General features: G+C 58.4%; 15 protein-coding genes and 1 tRNA gene. 7 read left to right on the plus strand and 9 right to left on the minus strand.

The genetic code is table 11. The features are described from left to right. Nucleotides 1-9 precede the first annotated feature (9 nt). Nucleotides 10-2,127 (minus strand): flagellar hook-associated protein FlgK, encoded by a 2,118-nt coding sequence (gene flgK / locus B150_RS0117325; protein ID WP_020401213.1) that lies wholly within the window; start codon nucleotides 2,125-2,127, stop codon nucleotides 10-12. Between the two features lie 399 nt (nucleotides 2,128-2,526). Here flgK and B150_RS21740 point away from each other — a divergent pair, with 399 nt between their 5' ends. Further along, nucleotides 2,527-3,057, plus strand: coding sequence for a S24 family peptidase (locus tag B150_RS21740; RefSeq protein WP_025895974.1), 531 nt, complete (start codon nucleotides 2,527-2,529; stop codon nucleotides 3,055-3,057). A gap of 77 nt (nucleotides 3,058-3,134) precedes the next feature. Next, nucleotides 3,135-4,367, plus strand: coding sequence for a folylpolyglutamate synthase/dihydrofolate synthase family protein (locus tag B150_RS0117335; protein ID WP_020401214.1), 1,233 nt, complete (start codon nucleotides 3,135-3,137; stop codon nucleotides 4,365-4,367). Between the two features lie 3 nt (nucleotides 4,368-4,370). Here B150_RS0117335 and B150_RS0117340 read toward each other — a convergent pair. Both B150_RS0117340 and B150_RS0117345 read right to left on the minus strand, forming a co-directional pair. Continuing rightward, nucleotides 4,371-4,456, minus strand: a tRNA-Leu gene (locus B150_RS0117340). 112 nt (nucleotides 4,457-4,568) lie between these two features. Further along, on the minus strand, nucleotides 4,569-5,321 hold the full coding sequence (locus B150_RS0117345) for a competence/damage-inducible protein A (protein WP_020401215.1): 753 nt from the start codon (nucleotides 5,319-5,321) through the stop codon (nucleotides 4,569-4,571). A 158-nt stretch (nucleotides 5,322-5,479) separates the two neighbouring features. On the opposite strand from B150_RS0117345, the gene B150_RS0117350 reads away from it, so the two are divergent. Genes B150_RS0117350 through B150_RS0117360 form a run of 3 tightly spaced genes read left to right on the plus strand, consistent with a single transcriptional unit; the run spans nucleotide 5,480 to nucleotide 8,382 of the window. Continuing rightward, on the plus strand, nucleotides 5,480-6,583 hold the full coding sequence (locus B150_RS0117350; RefSeq protein ID WP_020401216.1) for an S-(hydroxymethyl)glutathione dehydrogenase/class III alcohol dehydrogenase: 1,104 nt from the start codon (nucleotides 5,480-5,482) through the stop codon (nucleotides 6,581-6,583). Then, nucleotides 6,583-7,422: an S-formylglutathione hydrolase gene (gene fghA, locus B150_RS0117355; protein ID WP_020401217.1), complete on the plus strand. Its 840-nt coding sequence runs from the start codon at nucleotides 6,583-6,585 to the stop codon at nucleotides 7,420-7,422. The genes B150_RS0117350 and fghA overlap by 1 nt, the downstream gene beginning before the upstream one ends. 9 nt (nucleotides 7,423-7,431) lie before the next feature. Next, nucleotides 7,432-8,382 carry a proline iminopeptidase-family hydrolase gene (locus B150_RS0117360; RefSeq protein WP_020401218.1) on the plus strand — a complete coding sequence of 317 codons (951 nt, stop codon included), beginning with the start codon at nucleotides 7,432-7,434 and terminating at the stop codon, nucleotides 8,380-8,382. A 52-nt stretch (nucleotides 8,383-8,434) separates the two neighbouring features. Here B150_RS0117360 and purB read toward each other — a convergent pair whose 3' ends face one another. Then, nucleotides 8,435-9,736 (minus strand): adenylosuccinate lyase, encoded by a 1,302-nt coding sequence (gene purB / locus B150_RS0117365; RefSeq protein ID WP_020401219.1) that lies wholly within the window; start codon nucleotides 9,734-9,736, stop codon nucleotides 8,435-8,437. A 140-nt stretch (nucleotides 9,737-9,876) separates the two neighbouring features. Here purB and B150_RS0117370 point away from each other — a divergent pair, with 140 nt between their 5' ends. Beyond that, nucleotides 9,877-11,187, plus strand: a complete 1,311-nt coding sequence (locus B150_RS0117370) for an amidohydrolase family protein (RefSeq protein WP_025897445.1) — start codon at nucleotides 9,877-9,879, stop codon at nucleotides 11,185-11,187. Here the strand turns inward: B150_RS0117370 and B150_RS21745 are convergent. The 5 genes from B150_RS21745 to sfsA all read right to left on the minus strand — a co-directional run bounded on the left by B150_RS21745 (nucleotide 11,184) and on the right by sfsA (nucleotide 14,505). Continuing rightward, nucleotides 11,184-11,696, minus strand: coding sequence for a CYTH domain-containing protein (locus B150_RS21745; protein WP_081611519.1), 513 nt, complete (start codon nucleotides 11,694-11,696; stop codon nucleotides 11,184-11,186). The two genes, B150_RS0117370 and B150_RS21745, sit on opposite strands and share 4 nt — an antisense overlap. 7 nt (nucleotides 11,697-11,703) lie before the next feature. Further along, complete coding sequence (locus B150_RS0117380) at nucleotides 11,704-12,150, minus strand: NUDIX domain-containing protein (protein ID WP_020401222.1); 447 nt, start codon at nucleotides 12,148-12,150, stop codon at nucleotides 11,704-11,706. A gap of 87 nt (nucleotides 12,151-12,237) precedes the next feature. Next, nucleotides 12,238-12,900 (minus strand): RadC family protein, encoded by a 663-nt coding sequence (gene radC / locus B150_RS0117385; protein WP_202899785.1) that lies wholly within the window; start codon nucleotides 12,898-12,900, stop codon nucleotides 12,238-12,240. Between the two features lie 43 nt (nucleotides 12,901-12,943). After that, entirely contained in the window at nucleotides 12,944-13,774 is an 831-nt protein-coding gene (gene map / locus B150_RS0117390; RefSeq protein WP_020401224.1) for a type I methionyl aminopeptidase, read from the minus strand. Between the two features lie 38 nt (nucleotides 13,775-13,812). After that, on the minus strand, nucleotides 13,813-14,505 hold the full coding sequence (sfsA, locus tag B150_RS0117395; RefSeq protein ID WP_020401225.1) for a DNA/RNA nuclease SfsA: 693 nt from the start codon (nucleotides 14,503-14,505) through the stop codon (nucleotides 13,813-13,815). Between the two features lie 458 nt (nucleotides 14,506-14,963). Between sfsA and B150_RS0117400 the strand changes: the two genes are divergently transcribed. After that, entirely contained in the window at nucleotides 14,964-17,153 is a 2,190-nt protein-coding gene (locus B150_RS0117400) for a TonB-dependent receptor (protein WP_020401226.1), read from the plus strand. Nucleotides 17,154-17,230: the final 77 nt, after the last annotated feature.

The following is a 17,230-nucleotide window of genomic DNA, read 5'->3' on the forward strand; positions in this document are numbered from 1 at the left end:
ATTCTCTCCTTACACCGCAGCCAGCAGGGCATCGTATAGCTCCTGCACGCTGCTGAGCACCCGTGCGGCGGCACCATAGGCGTTCTGGTAAACCACGAGGTTCGCGAGTTCCTCGTCCATATTCACGCCGGATACGTCGGCGTTGCGCTGCGCAATTTCCTGCTGCAGCGCCAGGTTATCTTCTTCCAAATTCTGGGCCCGCTGGGCCTGTAGGCCTGCGTTGCCAAGGAACCGCGCAACATATTGGCTGAGCGTGACCGAGTTTGCCTTCAGTTCACCTGCTGCATCGAAGTGCACGAGCGCGGTTTCAAGTTGCTGGAACGCAAGCGCGCCGCGCTGGTCGCCGTCCGTAAGCGCAACCTCGCCGGCAGCGGCCGTCAGGTCAAACTGCGCCAGCGCAAGGCGGTTCGGATCTTCCTTGATGGCCGGGTTCAGTTCAATGTTCCGCGCCGCGTTGGCGTGATGCATATCGCCGATACCAAAAGCTTCGGTGAACGCAAGGCCCGTGCTACCGATGCTGGTGGTGTCATTCACCACCTCAAGTTTCGCGCCGGCATAATTGGCGGTGTTGGCATAGTTGAGCTGGCCATCGGCATCGAACGAGAAGTTGAAATAGTTGCCAACGCCGGTCGCGCCGCTATTGATCGCTGTGACCATATCCTGGAACGATGTGGTCGAGCCCACAGGCACACTGACAGTGGCAAGCTCGGCACCGTTTGCACCCACGACACGGAAGGTGATGGCTTCTGTCGCGCCCATGCCGTGTGCTTCAGTGCCGGTGACACCGGTCTCGTAAACACCGCTTGAACTCGCCGTCAGCAGGTCATTCATACCAAAGAAATGGCTGAAACCACGCCCTGCCCGGTCACTCGGGTTCGTCGTGTCGTCGGCAATCACCACACCATGGGTCGCGTCGTCCGCGGTGAAGCTCATCACACCGTTTGTGAGGCTAAGCGTACCGTCAAGCGCGCCGTTCACCGCGGTGATCACACTTTGCATATCCGGGTAGGTTGCCGTGTCGTCAAAATCGATGGTGATTTTATTCACCACGCGGTTCGAGCTATCGAGCACTGCGAATGTGGTTTGGCCGGTAAAACCAGTGGGATGCGCCGCATCCACAATGGTCTGCTTGCCGGTCATGCTGTTTGGCGGTGGCACGGAAGCAAACTGGTTTTGCACCGCGTTAAATTCATCCATCACCCGCGCGGACATTTCACCGAGCGAGAGCGACAGGTCAACAAGCTGCTCGTCCCGCATGGCAAGAAGGCCCGCGAGCTTGCCGGAGCGCACATGCTGCGTGAAATCCTTCGCGGTCGATGTTTGCGCAAGTGTGTCGCTATTGACACGGTAGATATTGATGTTCGGGAACTGCGTGCCCGAATCCACAACACCCGGCGCGTCATATTCAAGCTGCGAGAGCGCGCCATCATAAAGCGGATAGCCGGACTGAGTGGTCACAACCACACCGCCTTCAGGGTTACGCTCCACCTTGATGTCGACAAGCGCTGAAAGTTTGTTGAGCGACAGCGCGAGCTGGCCCTCAAGCCCCCCGGTCTCACCGCCCGTTGCTTTCTGGCGTTTCAAGAGCGGATCAAGCTCTGCAATACGTTGCAGTTCCTCGTTGATCTGCTCCACCGTCTCGGACATCTGCTGGCTGGCGTCTGCCCTAAGGTTCTGGATTTGCTCATGAAACAGGTTGATCTGGTCGGTAAAGCTGCTGATCTCGGAGAGCGTCTGCTGGCGGCGCAGTACATCCGCCGGATTAAGCGCCAAGTCAGAGATCGCCTTGAAAATATCGTCAATACGGGCAGAGAGCGAACTGTTGGACGACGGGTCGCCAAGCACACCCTGCAGGCGGTCATGAAACTCGCGCTGTACCGAGAATTCCGAGGTGTTCGAGCCAGCCGTCCGCAGCGCGCCTTCAAGGAAACGGTCAACCACACGTTCGATCTCGGAGATGTTCACACCCGCCGAAGAGCCTTGCAGAACGTTGGTTTCCGTGTTCACCCGCAAGCGGGCATAGCCTTCGGTGTTCACGTTCGCGATGTTGTTCGAGGTAACACGAATGGCCGACTGGTTGGTGAACAGGCCGCTCAGGGACGTTGTCAGAATACTGTTAAGCGACATCGAAGCCTCCCCTCACAGAGACACAGACTGCAAAGGCAAAAAATACCGAAAGCACGCTCTGCCACCCGGCAAAACATGCGGAACCGGCACTACCCACTTGAGCAGTCCGCGTATCCCATTCCTGTATTTTTTCCTTTAAAGTCATAGCCTTATTTCTTCTTCCTGGTCACCGGTCACGGGCTATTTCACCCCCTCACGACAGTACCGCACCCCCATATAAGCAAGACCCGTGCCAGAAGTGTGCAACATGTGTGCGGGATATGTGCGGGCCCGCACACGCACGTCAAACACCCCTCTGCCCAGCGTTTCTGCGGCACAGCGATAAAATGCACCCTATGCAACTTTTGCGCTTCCCTCTGTGCGCGTTTCAGGCATAATAGAACAAAAGGAGAACATACGATGTCAGCACAGCAGCGTCCCGCATTCAGCCACCGCCTTCACCGCACCACAAACCAGCCCCTTGGCCTGAGATGGCCGGGCGGAAATTCCGGCAGCCTCGGCAGCTCCCCCTCCGCCCCCAGCGCGTCGGGCCGCTGGTCCGCCCGCTACATGCGGGACCTGCCGGTCCTTGGCCGTGCCCAGGGCGGCGATGAAGGCAACCTGGTGATGGAGGAAAGCGCCATTGACTGGACCTTCCGGCCTGCCTCGCTTGAAGGGGTGAATGACGCCTTTGCCGTGGTGGTCACCGGCGACAGCATGGCGCCCAAATACGCACCGGGGGACCTTGTGTATGTGAACCCTGCCAAACAGCTGAGGAAAGGCTGTTTTGTGCTGGTGGAGCTTGCGGGCCACCGTGGCCTCGTGAAGCAGTTTGACCGCTGGGACGGCGACATGCTGTTCCTGCAGCAGTATAACCCTTTCACTGAGCTGACGTTCGAGCGCGCAGAGGTGCTGCGTGTGCTGCCCATCATCGGCAGCATGGACGCTTGAGCACGCGGCGGGCCTTGCCAACAGGCGGCGGGGCGCATAAAGCTTGGGCGCATTTGCCGCCCGAGGAGACAGCCTTTATGCCCCCGTCCATGAACTATCAGGAAGCGCTGGACCATATCTTCGCCTCCTACATGAAGGCCAAGGCGGGCCACGCGGGCAAGTTCGACCGTGAGATCAGACAGCCGGAGGCGATCATATCCCTCGCGCGTGAGCTTGGCGTGCTGCCCCCGCCTGAACGCACCATCCGCATCACCGGCAGCAAGGGCAAAGGCACCACCAGCCGCCTTGTGGCGCGCTACCTGAAGGCGGAACTGCCGGAGGCGACTGTGGGCCTTCTGGTCTCGCCCGAAGAACTTGAACATACGGACCGCATGCAGGTGAACGGCACGCAGGTCAGCAAGGCCGACTTTGCCCGCATCTACAGCGGCCTCACGCCCCGGCTCGAGGCGCTGCTGGCCGCCATGCCTGCGGGCGGTTACCTCTCGCCTTCCGGCCTGTTCATGCTCATCGCGCTGGTGTGGTTTGCGGAACAGGGGGTGAGCCACTTTGTACTGGAGACCGGCCGCGGCGCGCGCCATGACGAGGTGGGGCAGATCGCGAGCCACGTGAGCATTGTCACGAGCATCATGCTCGAACATGCCTTGAGCCTCGGCCCCACGCTCAAGGATATAGCGGCAGACAAACTTTCGGTCGCGGGGAACAGCGAGTATCTCATATGCCTGCCCGCGGTCTATGAAACTTACAAAACGCTGATCCCCACGCCACCGGCCCCGCTCGCGCCCGCGCGCAGCCTGCCCGCCTACCCGGCGTGGTTTGAGGTCAACGACCGCCTCGCCCGCAGCGCGGTTGCCGCGCATCTGGGCCATGAGGTGACAAGCGAGGTAGAACTCGCCTCCCCCTCCTTCGGCTGGGTGGAATATAACGGCACCCACATTGCCTATGACGCCATCATCAACGCCGCCTCCGCGGACCGCGAGCTTTACAGAGAAGCCTTCACCGGCCCCCGCACCCTCATCCTTGCCTCCCTGCCCGATGACAAGGACCGTGACGGCCTGTTCAAGCAGTTCGAGGAAACCGGCGCCACAGTCCGCGAGATCGCCCTGAGCGGCACCCGCGGCTACCTGCACTACGAAAAAGCAAAGCTGGAAGGGAGGTTGTTGGCCGAGGTTGCGTTCAACGACGCGTGGGCGTTCAGGAAAGTGCTGAAAGACGCAATCACAGAGTTCAAGCCCGATGTAATCCACATCGCTGGCACGCAAACCTACATCCGCCTGTTCAAGCTGGCGTTCTCTGATATTTATCGGAGATAAGAGTGGTACCCGCAGCCGGACTCGAACCGGCACGACCATACGGTCTCAAGATTTTAAGTCTTGTGTGTCTACCATTCCACCATGCGGGCACATGGGGCGTGAAGCTGCCACGGGTTATAGACCAAAGCTTCGGCCCATCACAATAAACAACTGGTAGCGCTGTTCATTTTCTTGGGCGAGCGCGCGGCCGGATACGCTCGATCAGTCGATCTCGCTCGGGCCATCGCTTGAGAAGGCGTTTTCGCGGCAGAAGGCCTGCAGGTCGGCCATGGCATCTGCCACCGCGCCCTCATCCGGGCTTCTGATCACCACCTGCGCGCCAACGCCTGCGTGATAGAAGGGATAGCTGCCAATGCTGACACCAGCGTGCTTGCGCTGCAGCTCGCCAAGACCGTCCGCCAATTTACTTTCGGGCGCGTGGATGGTGAGTGACTGGGTCCAGACCTTACGGCCTGAGCGCAGGAGCGGGCGCAGATCCTCAAGCATCGCCTGCATGATTTTGGGCACACCGGCGAGGATGAAGACGTTATCAATATTGATGCCGGGTGCGATGGAAACCGGGTTGTCCACCAGTTGCCCACCCTTTGGCACGCGAGCCATGCGCTGGCGGGCCGGGGTGAAATTCTCCGCCCCATAATAAGCTTCGAGCCGCGCGAAGGCTTCCTCATGCATAACCGCAGGCACACCGAAGGCGGCAGCGATGCTGTCCACTGTGATATCATCATGCGTGGGGCCGATGCCACCGGTGGTGAACAAATAGTCGTACCGCGTGCGCAGCGCATTGACGGCGGCGACAATCTCACCCTCCACGTCCGGCACCACGCGCACTTCCTTCAGCTGGATACCCGCTTCATTGAGCCATGTGGCAAGGTAGGAAATGTTTTTGTCCTGCGTGCGGCCGGAAAGGATTTCATCCCCAATCACCACAAGCCCTGCGCTTACATCCACAGCCATTTATTCCCCTCGCCACTTTCGGTTTTCTTGAAGGCCAAAGAGATATTGGGTACACCTTTGACCAAGACGGGTTGCACTCTAATTCGTCATTCTGATTTAGTACATATAGTTCTGTCGGTCGGATCACCTAGCCGTACCAGATAATCAAGGGGATAATCATGAAAACACGTGCAGCTGTTGCATGGGGCGCCGGGAAGCCGCTTTCGGTTGAGGAAGTTGACCTTGAAGGCCCGAAGGCCGGTGAAGTGCTGGTTGAGGTAAAAGCCACGGGTGTGTGCCACACCGACGCTTTCACCCTGTCGGGCGATGACCCTGAGGGCGCGTTCCCGGCCATTCTGGGCCACGAAGGTGCTGGTGTGGTGCTCGAGGTTGGTGAAGGCGTGAAAAGCCTGAAGCCGGGCGACCATGTTATCCCGCTTTACACGCCCGAGTGCCGGGAGTGTGATTATTGCCTGCACCCGAAAACGAACCTGTGCCAAAGCATCCGCTCAACCCAGGGCCAGGGCCTGATGCCGGACGGCACCAGCCGTTTCTCGATCGACGGCAAGCCGATCCTCCATTACATGGGCTGCTCCACCTTCTCGAACTACACTGTGCTGCCTGAAATCGCGCTTGCGAAAGTGCGGCAGGACGCCCCGTTTGACAAAATCTGCTACATCGGCTGCGGCGTGACGACAGGCGTGGGCGCCGTGGTGTTTGATGCGAAGGTTGAGCCCGGTTCCAACGTTGTGGTGTTCGGCCTTGGCGGCATTGGCCTTAACGTCATTCAAGGCGCGCGCATGGTTGGCGCGAACAAGATTGTCGGCGTTGATATCAACCCGGCGCGCGAAGCCATGGGCCGCCAGTTCGGCATGACCGACTTTATCAACCCCAAGGAATGCGACGTGATGGAAGCCATCATGGACCTCACGAACGGCGGCGCGGACTATTCGTTTGAATGCATCGGCAATGTGAACACCATGCGCCAGGCGCTGGAGTGCTGCCACAAGGGCTGGGGCGAAAGCATCATCATTGGCGTGGCGGGCGCAGGGCAGGAAATTTCCACCCGTCCGTTCCAACTGGTGACGGGCCGTGTGTGGCGCGGTTCCGCCTTCGGTGGCGCGCGCGGCCGCACCGACGTACCCAAGATCGTGGACTGGTACATGGACGGCAAGATCAACATCGACGACCTCATCACCCACACCATGCCGCTCGATGACATCAACAAGGCGTTCGACCTGATGCACCACGGCGAGAGCATCCGCTCGGTGGTGGTATACTGATGTCGTTCGAGGTTATCTCCGAGACCGCCTGTTTTGGTGGCACGCAGGGCTATTACAAACACACCTCGGCTGAGCTTGGCTGCGAGATGCGGTTTTCCGTTTTCTCGCCGCCACAGGCCAGGCATGGCAAGGTACCAGTGCTCTGGTACCTCTCCGGCCTCACCTGTACCGAAGATAATGCAACTGTGAAAGCAGGTTTCCAGCGTGTGGCCGCGGAACTGGGCCTCATGATCATCTGCCCGGACACCAGCCCGCGCGGCGACGAAGTGCCGGACGATGAAGGCTATGACTTCGGCAAGGGCGCAGGCTTTTATGTAGACGCGACGGAGGCCCCATGGGCCAAAAACTTCCGCATGTATAGCTATGTGACGAAAGAACTGCCGGGCGTGGTGGCGAACAGCTTCCCCGCTGATATGGACAGGCAGGGCATTACCGGCCACTCCATGGGCGGGCATGGGGCGCTCACCATCTGGCTCAAGAACCGCGCGGCTTATAAAAGCGTTTCCGCCTTCGCGCCCATCGTCTCGCCGCTGAATTGCCCATGGGGAGAAAAGGCGCTGACCGGCTATCTGGGTGCTGACCGCGCCACGTGGGCGGATTATGACGCCTGCGCGCTGATGGCGAAACATGGTGCGGATGATGCGGAAGTCCTGATCGATCAGGGCTTGGCCGACAATTTCCTTGAAGGCCAGTTGAAGCCGGAGCTCTTTGAGGCTGCATGCGAAAAAGCGGGCCAGAAGCTCGTGCTACGTCGTCACCCCGGTTACGACCACAGCTATTTCTTCATCTCCACCTTCATCGAAGACCACCTGCGCCACCATGCGGCGGCGCTTGCCTAAGGACAGTCTATGATACGCCTGCTTGTTGCCGCTGCGCTCTCACTCGCGCTCCTCACCCCTACCGCCACGGCGCATCAGGACCCTGAGGTTGCGGGTTATGTGGAAGTAGACGGCGGGCGTATCTGGTACCGCATGAACGGTGCCGAGCACCTGCACAAGAAACCCGCCATCATCATGATGCATGGCGGGCCGGGTGGTACCCACCGCGGCAACATGCCCTATGTGGCGCTGTCGGACGAATATCCCGTCATCCTTTATGACCAGCTTGGCACCGGCAATTCGGACCGCCCGGGCAACAAGGATAACTGGACCGTCGAACGTTTCGTGGCCGAGATTGACCATATCCGTGAGGCGCTTGGCCTTGAGGAAGTGATCATTGCGGGCCATAGCTGGGGCGGGACACTCGCGGCTGAATATGCCGTGCGTCGCCCTGAAGGGCTCAAAGCCGCTATTCTTTCAAGCCCGCTTATCAACACCGAGGCATGGATCGCCGACAACCAGCTATGGATTGACCAGTTGCCGAGCGAGGTAGCTGAGACCATCCGCAAGCATGAGGCCGCAGGCACCACCGATACGGCGGAGTACCGCCGCGCGGAGGCTGAGTTCTACAAGCGCCACATGTGCCGCAAGTCGCCCTGCCCCGGCGGCCATTACCGCGAAGGTGGCCCGAAGCGGAACTCCGCCATGTATGAATATATGTGGGGCCCGTCCGAGTTTTTTGCCCCCGGCACGCTCCATGACTATGACGTCAGCGCGCGGCTACACAACATCACCGTGCCCAGCCTGATGATCTGTGGTGAGTTTGATGAAGCTGCGCCCAAAAGCTGCAAGAAGTTCGCGGGCATGATCGAAGGTTCCCGCACCGTGATTGTGCCCGATGCCGGCCACGCCACCATGGCGGAGGATGAGGCCTTCTATATGCAAACGGTCAGGGATTTCCTGAATGGTGCACTGAAATAAAAAAAGGGCGGCACATTGGCCGCCCTTCTCATATCCGCATCAAGCGCCCGGCTTATTCGCCGAACACACGCTTGAAAATCGTGTCCACATGTTTGGTGTGGTAATCCATATTGAAAAGCTCATCGAGCTGCGCGGGCGATACTTTCGCCGTCACGGTCTCGTCTGCCTTCAGCAGATCGAGGAGCTGCAGCGCGCCGCGGCTGTCCCACACCTTCATGGCGTTTTCCTGCACGAGGCGATAAGCGTCCTCGCGGCTTACACCAGCCTGCGTCAGCTCAAGCAGCACGCGCTGGCTGTTCGGCAGGCCGCCCATCTTGTTCATGTTGTCGAGCATGTTTTCTGGATAGACCAGAAGCTGGTCCATCACGTTCGTCAGCCGCGCGAGGGAGAAATCAAGCGCCACAGTCGCGTCCGGGCCGATGTAACGCTCAACGGACGAGTGGGAGATATCGCGCTCGTGCCAGAGCGCCACGTTTTCCATCGCCGGGATCGCCATGGCGCGGATGTAACGCGCCTGCCCCGTGAGGTTCTCGGTCAGGATCGGGTTTTTCTTGTGTGGCATGGCCGAAGAGCCCTTCTGGCCCTTGGAGAAATACTCCTGGGCTTCAAGAACTTCGGTACGCTGCAGGTGGCGGATTTCAACCGCCAGGCGCTCGATACAGCTTGCGACAACACCGAGCACGGCGAAATACATGGCGTGACGGTCACGCGGGATCACCTGCGTCGACACAGGCTCGACTTCGAGGCCCATCTTCTCAGCCACATATTCTTCCACGAACGGGTCAATGTTGGCGAAGGTGCCAACCGCGCCGGAGATCGCACAGGTCGCCACTTCCTTGCGCGCCATTTTCATGCGCTCAAGGCAGCGATCGAACTCTGCATAGGCTTGCGCCATCTTGAGACCGAAGGTCACCGGCTCAGCATGGATGCCGTGGCTACGACCGATGCAGACGGTGTATTTATGCTCTTCCGCGCGGCGCTTGAGCACCACGAGGAGCTTCTCAAGATCGTCGATGATAATGTCGGCGGCTTGCACCAGCTGCACGCTAAGGCAGGTGTCAAGAACGTCGGAAGACGTCATGCCCTGGTGCACAAAACGCGCTTCGTCACCCACATGTTCTGCGAGGTTGGTGAGGAAAGCGATCACGTCGTGTTTCACTTCGCGCTCAATCTCGTCGATACGCGCAACCTCGAACTTGCCGCGCTCCCACACCGCTTTGGCCGCGGCTTCCGGGATACGGCCCAGCTTTGCGTTGGCGTCACAGGCGTGGGCTTCAATTTCGAACCAGATGCGGAAGCGGTTTTCCGCTTCCCAAATGTCGGTCATTTGCTTGCGGGAATAACGAGGGATCATGGGCGCGCTCCTCATAGCGGAAAATACAGGAATAAAAATCTGCCGACCTGCTAGCAGAAACAGCCGCTCACCGCAAGTTTCCTTGACAGCCAATGCTCCGCGCCTGAGCATACCCGCAACATCGGGCGAGGAGGAACATTATGCGCATGATAGCCAGCTTACTCATAAGCATGTTTGTGACACTTGAATGCAACAGTGACATTCTCATCAAAAATGTGACTGTGCTGAGCATGGGGGAAGGCGGTGCGACTGAAAACGCCGCGGTGCATATTTCAGGCGACCGCATTGTCGCCGTCAGGAGCGACGCGGCACCTCTGCCCGCCACCAGCGATCTGACCGTTATTGACGGCACCGGCAAGTTCCTCATCCCCGGCATGACGGAGATGCATGGCCACCTACCCCCTGCAAGCTGGAGCACGGAACGCGCCGAGGATACCCTGTTCCTCTATGTTGCTGGCGGTGTCACCACGGTGCGCGGCATGCTGGGTGATGCGGCGCAATTTGCCATGCGGGACAGCATCAACGCAGGTGACATCGTGGGCCCAATGCTCTACCTCGCCGCCCCAAGCCTGAACGGGAATTCCGTCAGCTCGGTCGAAGAAGCACGAGCCAAAACCACGCGCTACGCCAGCGAAGGTTGGGACCTGCAGAAAATTCACCCGGGCCTGAGCCGCGACGAATACGATGCGATGGCAGAGACCGCCAACGCGCTGAATTACCCGTTTGGCGGCCATGTGCCCGCAGATGTGGGCATTGAGCATGCGCTTGAGGCAGGGCAAATCTCCATCGATCATATGGACGGCTATATCGAGTGGCTGGATGGTGAAAGCCACGAGCTGAGCGCAGACGCGCTTGCCCGCGCGGTTGCGATCACCCGGCCCAGCGGCACTTGGATCGTGCCGACACAGGCGCTTTTCAACACATTTTATAGTGGCTACGGCGCTGGCGACGCGCTGAGCGACGCGGAAATTGATGCCCTGCTATCACGCGAAGAGAACGCCTATGTGCCCGCCGAGACGCGCGCACAGTGGGCGAAAACGGCGCAGAATGCGCGCCCGAATGCACTGGTGATCAAAAACCGTCAGATGCTCTTGAAAGCTTTTGCTGACGCCGGGCTTAACCTCGCCATGGGTAGCGATGCGCCGCAAACCTTCTCCGTGCCGGGTTTCTCGATCTGGCGCGAAATTGAGGTGATGGTGGATGCGGGCCTGACGCCAGAGCAAATTCTTGAAATCGGCACAGCAGCCCCCGGCCGTTATTTTGCCGACAAGGACCGTTTTGGCGTGATCGAGACGGGCGCGCGCGCAGACCTGATCCTGCTGGACGCCGACCCCCGCCTTGATGCTTTGAACCTCACCAAGCAGGCTGGCGTTATGGCGGCCGGGCGCTGGTATAGCCACGCAGACATCGACAAGCGCTTGGTTGAGATTGCCGAACGGAACAAGGATTAGTCCGCCATCGCCTCTTGCGGCTGGCAAAATTCGTCAAACGCTTCCCGCCACATGGAGATGGGGTGGGTCGCGAGTGTCGAGTTCTGGAAAAGCTGGTCACCTGTGACCTCACGGGTGACCCAGTCCGGTCGGTCGAATTTTTCGTCCTCGTCGTCAAGCTCGACCTCCGCCAGCACAAGGCCTTTGTTCTCACCCTTGAACACGTCCACGTCCCAAACGTGGCCCTTGTGTTTGACGGCATAGCGTTTCTTGACAATCACAGGATCGAGGGTGCGTAGCATCAGCGCAGCACCTTCGGCTTTATCAAGCGGGCGTTCGATCTCAACACGGCGGGCGCCTTTGCCGATCTTGAGCGTGAGGATATAGCCGCCATCCACCTTGCGCACACGCAAGGACCGGCCTTCCGCGCGCATGATGTAACCCTGTTCAATGGATTTGAATTTTTTGGGAAGCTTCAGGCGCGATTTGTCGACCAGAAATTTACGCTCGATCTCGTACAAGCTCGACACTCATCCGTTAGGGCTTGCCATATCTCGCAAAACAGATGTGCAGAGCATTGGCATAGCCAGGTGGTATATCCTTGATCTTGAAGGTGCCTTTCGGTCCCTTGAACTCCCCCCAGTTATGTTCGGAAGAGAGTTGCAGAATTATGTCATCGGAATGCTTTTTGAGCTGGCCATGGAAAACAAGCACCAGCCGGTCACCCAGAGTTGGGTGATGTTTGACCCAAGACGAGATAAATTCGACCTTCTTGACCTTGAGGCCGGTTTCTTCCTTCACCTCGCGCTTGAGTGCGCCAAACAGGTCTTCGCCACTTTCCACCTTGCCGCCCGGCAGGTCGAAGATGCCGCTGTCCTTGCGCATCAGAAGTGCCTTGCCGTTTGCGGACATCAGCACAACCTTGGCTGAGATTGGCAGGTCCTCAAGGGCCTGACGAGTAGATTCTACTTGTTCCCAAAACATCGGTCTCTCAATCTCGCGGCGCGTGTGGCAGCGCCGTGCCTGTAAATTTCATATACTGCGCGCGACCATAACCGCCCGCTATTAAAACTACATTAAACCAAGGTCCTTCAGGCTCGCCTGCCCGGTCCGCCCGACAATAATATGATCGTGCACCCGGATGCCGATACGGTCGCATGTCTCAACAATATTTTTGGTCATAGCGATGTCTGCCCGGCTCGGCGTTGGGTCTCCCGAAGGATGGTTATGAACCAGTATAAGCGCCGATGCGTCAAGTTCAAGCGCGCGGCGCACGACTTCGCGGGGGTAAACCGCCGCTTCATCGATGGTGCCGTCGCTCATGACAACATCGGCAAGCAGCGTATTTTTGCGGTCAAGGAACAGGATTCGGAACTGTTCGCGCGGGATATGGGCCATGGCACCCTGCAGATATTCCTGCACGCGGGACCAGTTTGACATGACCGGTTTTTCGCTCGCCCCTGCTTTCACGAGCCGGAGGGCAGACGCCTGCACGGTCTTGATCGCCGCGACCGCCGTGTCACCAAGCCCCGGTGCCGCGCGCAAACTGTCTACGTCTGCGCTCAGCACACCAGCGTAACTGCCGTAGCGGGTGATTAATTCTTTTGCGAGGGGTTTTACATCGCGCCGGGGAATGGCTAGGCAAAGAAGAAGCTCAAGGAGCTCATAGTCGGGCAACCCATCCGGGCCGCCGCTCAGAAAACGCTCCCTCAACCGGGCACGATGCCCGGTCATATGACTTTGCGCTTTGGCCCCCTCCCCCATCAGGCCGCGTGCCTTATCCGTTCACGTCGTAGGGTGGGCATTCCCAGCCCTTGGGCGATTTGGTGAAGACCTCATAGCCGTCTTCGGTGACCGCCAAGGTATGCTCGAACTGCATGGAAAGCGATTTATCGCGCGTGACCGCGGTCCAGCCGTCCGCGAGGATCTTGGAACCGGGCTTGCCGGCATTCACCATCGGCTCAATGGTGAAGAACATGCCAGGCTTCAACTCGGGCCCCGTGCCCGGGCGGCCAAAGTGCATCACACTTGGCTCATCATGGAAAACGCGGCCAATGCCATGACCGCAAAAGTCCCGCACGACGGAATAGCGGTGGGCTTCCACATGGGTCTGGATGGCGTGGCCAATATCGCCAAGACGTGCGCCGGGCTTTACGGCCTCAATGCCTTTCCACATGGCTTCAAACGTCACCATGCACAAGCGCTCGGACAGCAGCTTCTGTTTGCCAACAAAGAACATGCGACTGGTGTCGCCGTACCAACCGTCAAGAATGACCGTCACGTCGATATTGAGCGCATCGCCCTCACGCAGTTTTTTCGGCCCCGGAATGCCGTGGCAGATCACATGGTTGATGGAGGTACATATCGACTTCGGGAAACCACGATAGTTGAGCGGCGCGGGCACGGCACCATGGTCAGTGATAAAATCATGACACAAGCGGTCCAGCTCTTCCGTGGTGATGCCTGCCTGTACATGCGGCGTGATATAATCCAACACTTCAGCGGCAAGGCGGCCCGCTGCGCGCATACCGTCAAGCGCTTCAGGGCCATGAATTTTGATCGCTCCGGTGCGGGCTTCCGGCACGCTGAGCGCGTCTACATAATTCATCTCTCTATCCTTCTTCAGACCGCCGTATTCTAGTGCGCTCACAACTTAATGGGAAGCGTTCCGGCAATCTCAATCTTTTCAGGCGTGAGGTCGCATGTATAACACAGGAGTTCAACGCCTTTTTCTGCGGCTTCCCTGAGGCCTGCCGCGTAGGTGGGGTCGATATGGGCGGCGGGCGTGAAGCTCTCACAGTCGCTGCGCTGCACCAGATAGAACATGACAGCGCGGTGTCCTTCGGCAACCATGTCTATGAGCTCGCGCAGGTGCTTGGCGCCGCGTGTGGTCACCGCGTCAGGAAACTGCGCCTGCGCGCCCACCTTCAACGTCACGTTCTTGACCTCGACATAACAAAGCCCGGGGTCCGCGAGCAGGATGTCGATACGGCTGTTCACACCGTATTTGACCTCACGCCGGAGCGAATTGAATCCAGTCAACTCGGGGATGGCACCGTTCTCAATTGCATCTGCGACCACGGCATTCGGGTGGCTGGTGTTGATTCCCACAAGCGAACCGTCCACCTCGATCATTTCCCAGCGCCAGTCCAGCTTGGCCTTGGGGTTCCGGTTCGGGGACAAAAGCACGCGACTGCCCGGGTCCTTGCAGCCTAGCATGGAGCCAGAGTTCGCACAGTGTGCGACAACCACCTCGCCGGACGGCAATTCCACGTCGGCCAGAAAGCGTTTGTACCGCTTGATGAGCCGCCCTTCGGTCAATGTCTCTTCAAATTTCATGGCCGCACCCTAGCGCCCCTTTGTTGTTACAATCAAGCAACAGTTGAGATGATATAATTTCAAGTCCCGGTGAAAATCTTGACTGAATAGTCCACTATTGTACTTTTCGGTCCAGCCCTGCGTTTTACTGGGTCAGGTTTCAGCGCGTAATCCGGCCATAAGAGCCTACTGCTGAAGCCCGCTAAACAAAAATTGTGAGAGGAAACGCAGCATTTCAAGTCGGGGGTGGTTCGCATCTACCTTGCCAGCGGTTGCCAAAGTGCAACACCTATGTGTCACACTATCCTATATACTTCATAATATTACGGATTTGCGTCGCAATATAGTGGCAAGTATGCAAACTAAAGTTCCGGGCACCTTCCCAACTGGTTCGTCATCTAGGCATGACTGATCCCCGGGTAACCCACCGTACAATTTCAGACTACCGAAGCTGCGAACTTCGTATGAGGAAAGACACCATGAAAAAAACTTGGTTTACGAATAGCGCGCGCCTTGTTGCCGGCTGTTCCATGATCGCACTGACTGCAGGCGCTCACGCGCAAAGCAGCGACAACGATTTTGTTCTCGAAGAAATCGTTGTAACCGCACAAAAGCGTGAACAATCCCTGCAGGATGTTCCAATTTCCGTTTCCGCACTCGGTGGTGAGAAGCTCAAGGACTTTGCAGCTGGCGGTGAAGACATTCGCCTGCTCTCCAGCCGCATCCCGGGCCTGAACGCAGAATCCTCGAACGGTCGTGTGGCGCCGCGCTTCTATATCCGCGGCCTCGGCAACACCGACTTCGACCTTGCTGCATCCCAGCCGGTTTCCATCGTTGTTGACGATGTTGTGCTTGAGAACGTGATTCTCAAAAGCTTCCCGCTTTTCGATATCGACCGCGTAGAAGTGCTGCGTGGCCCACAAGGTACGCTCTTCGGTCGCAATACACCTGCCGGTATCGTGAAGTTCGACACCCGCAAGCCGACGCAAGAAGCTGAAGGCTATGTGAACGCAAGCTATGGCACCTACGGCACGGCTTCCCTCGAAGCGGCTTACGGCGCTGGCATCAGCGACAAAGTTGCCGTTCGTGTATCCGGCCTTCTCTCCCGTCGTAACGACTGGATCGACAACGGCTTCTCCGGCAAAGAAGATGAAATGGGTGGCTACGTCGAAGCTGCGATGCGCGCTCAAGTGCTCATCGAGCCGACTGACACGTTCAGCGCGCTCCTCAACTACCACTACCGTTCGCTTGACGGTACGTCGGAAATCTTCCGTGCGAACATCTTCGATGCCGGCTCGAACGAGCTGAACGGCAACTTCGACCGCGACACGGTTTACCACGACGACACGCACCGCAACGAGCAGAGCTACAACAGCTGGGGCACGTCCGCGAAGCTCGAGTGGGACGTAAGCGAATCCATGACCCTGACGTCCGTGAGCGCTTATGAAACCACGTCTGGCTGTGGTATCGGCGACATCGACGGCGGCAACACGGGCGGTCCGGGTGTTGTCCCGTTCCCGAGCACGACAGAAGACTGCATCGACAACCTTGACCAGTTCACGCAGGAACTGCGCGTCTCCGGTCAAGGCACCGACAAACTCTTCTACCAGTTCGGTTTCTTCTACTTCGACAGCGACTTCACCATCCGTACGCGCCCGTTCTTCGTGCCGGACTCTACCGTTCGCCACCAGAACCAGACCTGGGCACTCTTCGGCCAGCTCAGCTATGACCTGACCGAAAACACCACGCTGACGGTTGGCGGTCGTTACACGGACGACGAAAAAACGGCTGATGCCTACTCTGGCGCATTCGGTTCGGCACTGCCGACCGTTGAGCTCAACGGCGACAACTTCAGCTGGGACGTTGCACTGAACCACATCATCAACGACGACCTGTCTGTATATGCACGCGTTGCCACCGGCTTCCGCGCTCCAACCATTCAGGGCCGTGATGTTGCCTTCTTCGGCGTTCCGACGACCGCCAAGGAAGAAACCATCACCTCCTACGAAGCTGGCTTCAAGTCTGACCTCGTAGACGGCCGCATGCGCTGGAACGGCGCCATCTTCTACTATGAGATGGACGACCTTCAGGTAACCGCAGTTGGTGGCGGCACGAACAACGTTCGCCTCCTAAACCTGAACGAAGTTAAAGGCTACGGCTTCGAGACCGACCTCGAGTTCCTCGTGACCGAGAACCTCTCGCTGACCGCTGGCGCGTCTTATGCCCACACCAAGATCTATGACGGCTCCGTCCGCGTTCCGATCTGTGGTACCGGCATGTGTACACCAACCGACCGCCTCGACAACCAGGGCCGCGCCATCATCAATGGCAACCCGCTGCCGCAGGCTCCGGACTGGACCTTCAACCTCGTGGCTGACTACGTACGTCCTACCGGCGACGGTGAAGAGTTCTTCATGAGCGCTGACTGGGCTTACCAAGGCGACACCAACCTTCTTCTCTACACAACCGAAGAGTTCTACACGGACGGCACCTTTGAACTGGGCCTCCGCGTGGGTTACCGCTGGGCAGACAACCAGTATGAACTCGCATTCTTCGGCCGTAACATCACGGACGAGAAGAACGTTAAAGGCGTGATCGACTTCAACAACCTCACCGGTTTCGTAAACGAACCGCGTGTGTTTGGTTTGGCCTTCCGCGCAGACTTCTAAGTCGCGCGACCATAGAGTTACGAGACGGGGGCCTTCTGGCCCCCGTTTTTTTATGGCTCGCACTAAAAACAAAAAAA

This window comes from Kordiimonas gwangyangensis DSM 19435 = JCM 12864, assembly GCF_000375545.1.
GTDB classification, from domain to species: Bacteria; Pseudomonadota; Alphaproteobacteria; order Sphingomonadales; family Kordiimonadaceae; genus Kordiimonas; species Kordiimonas gwangyangensis.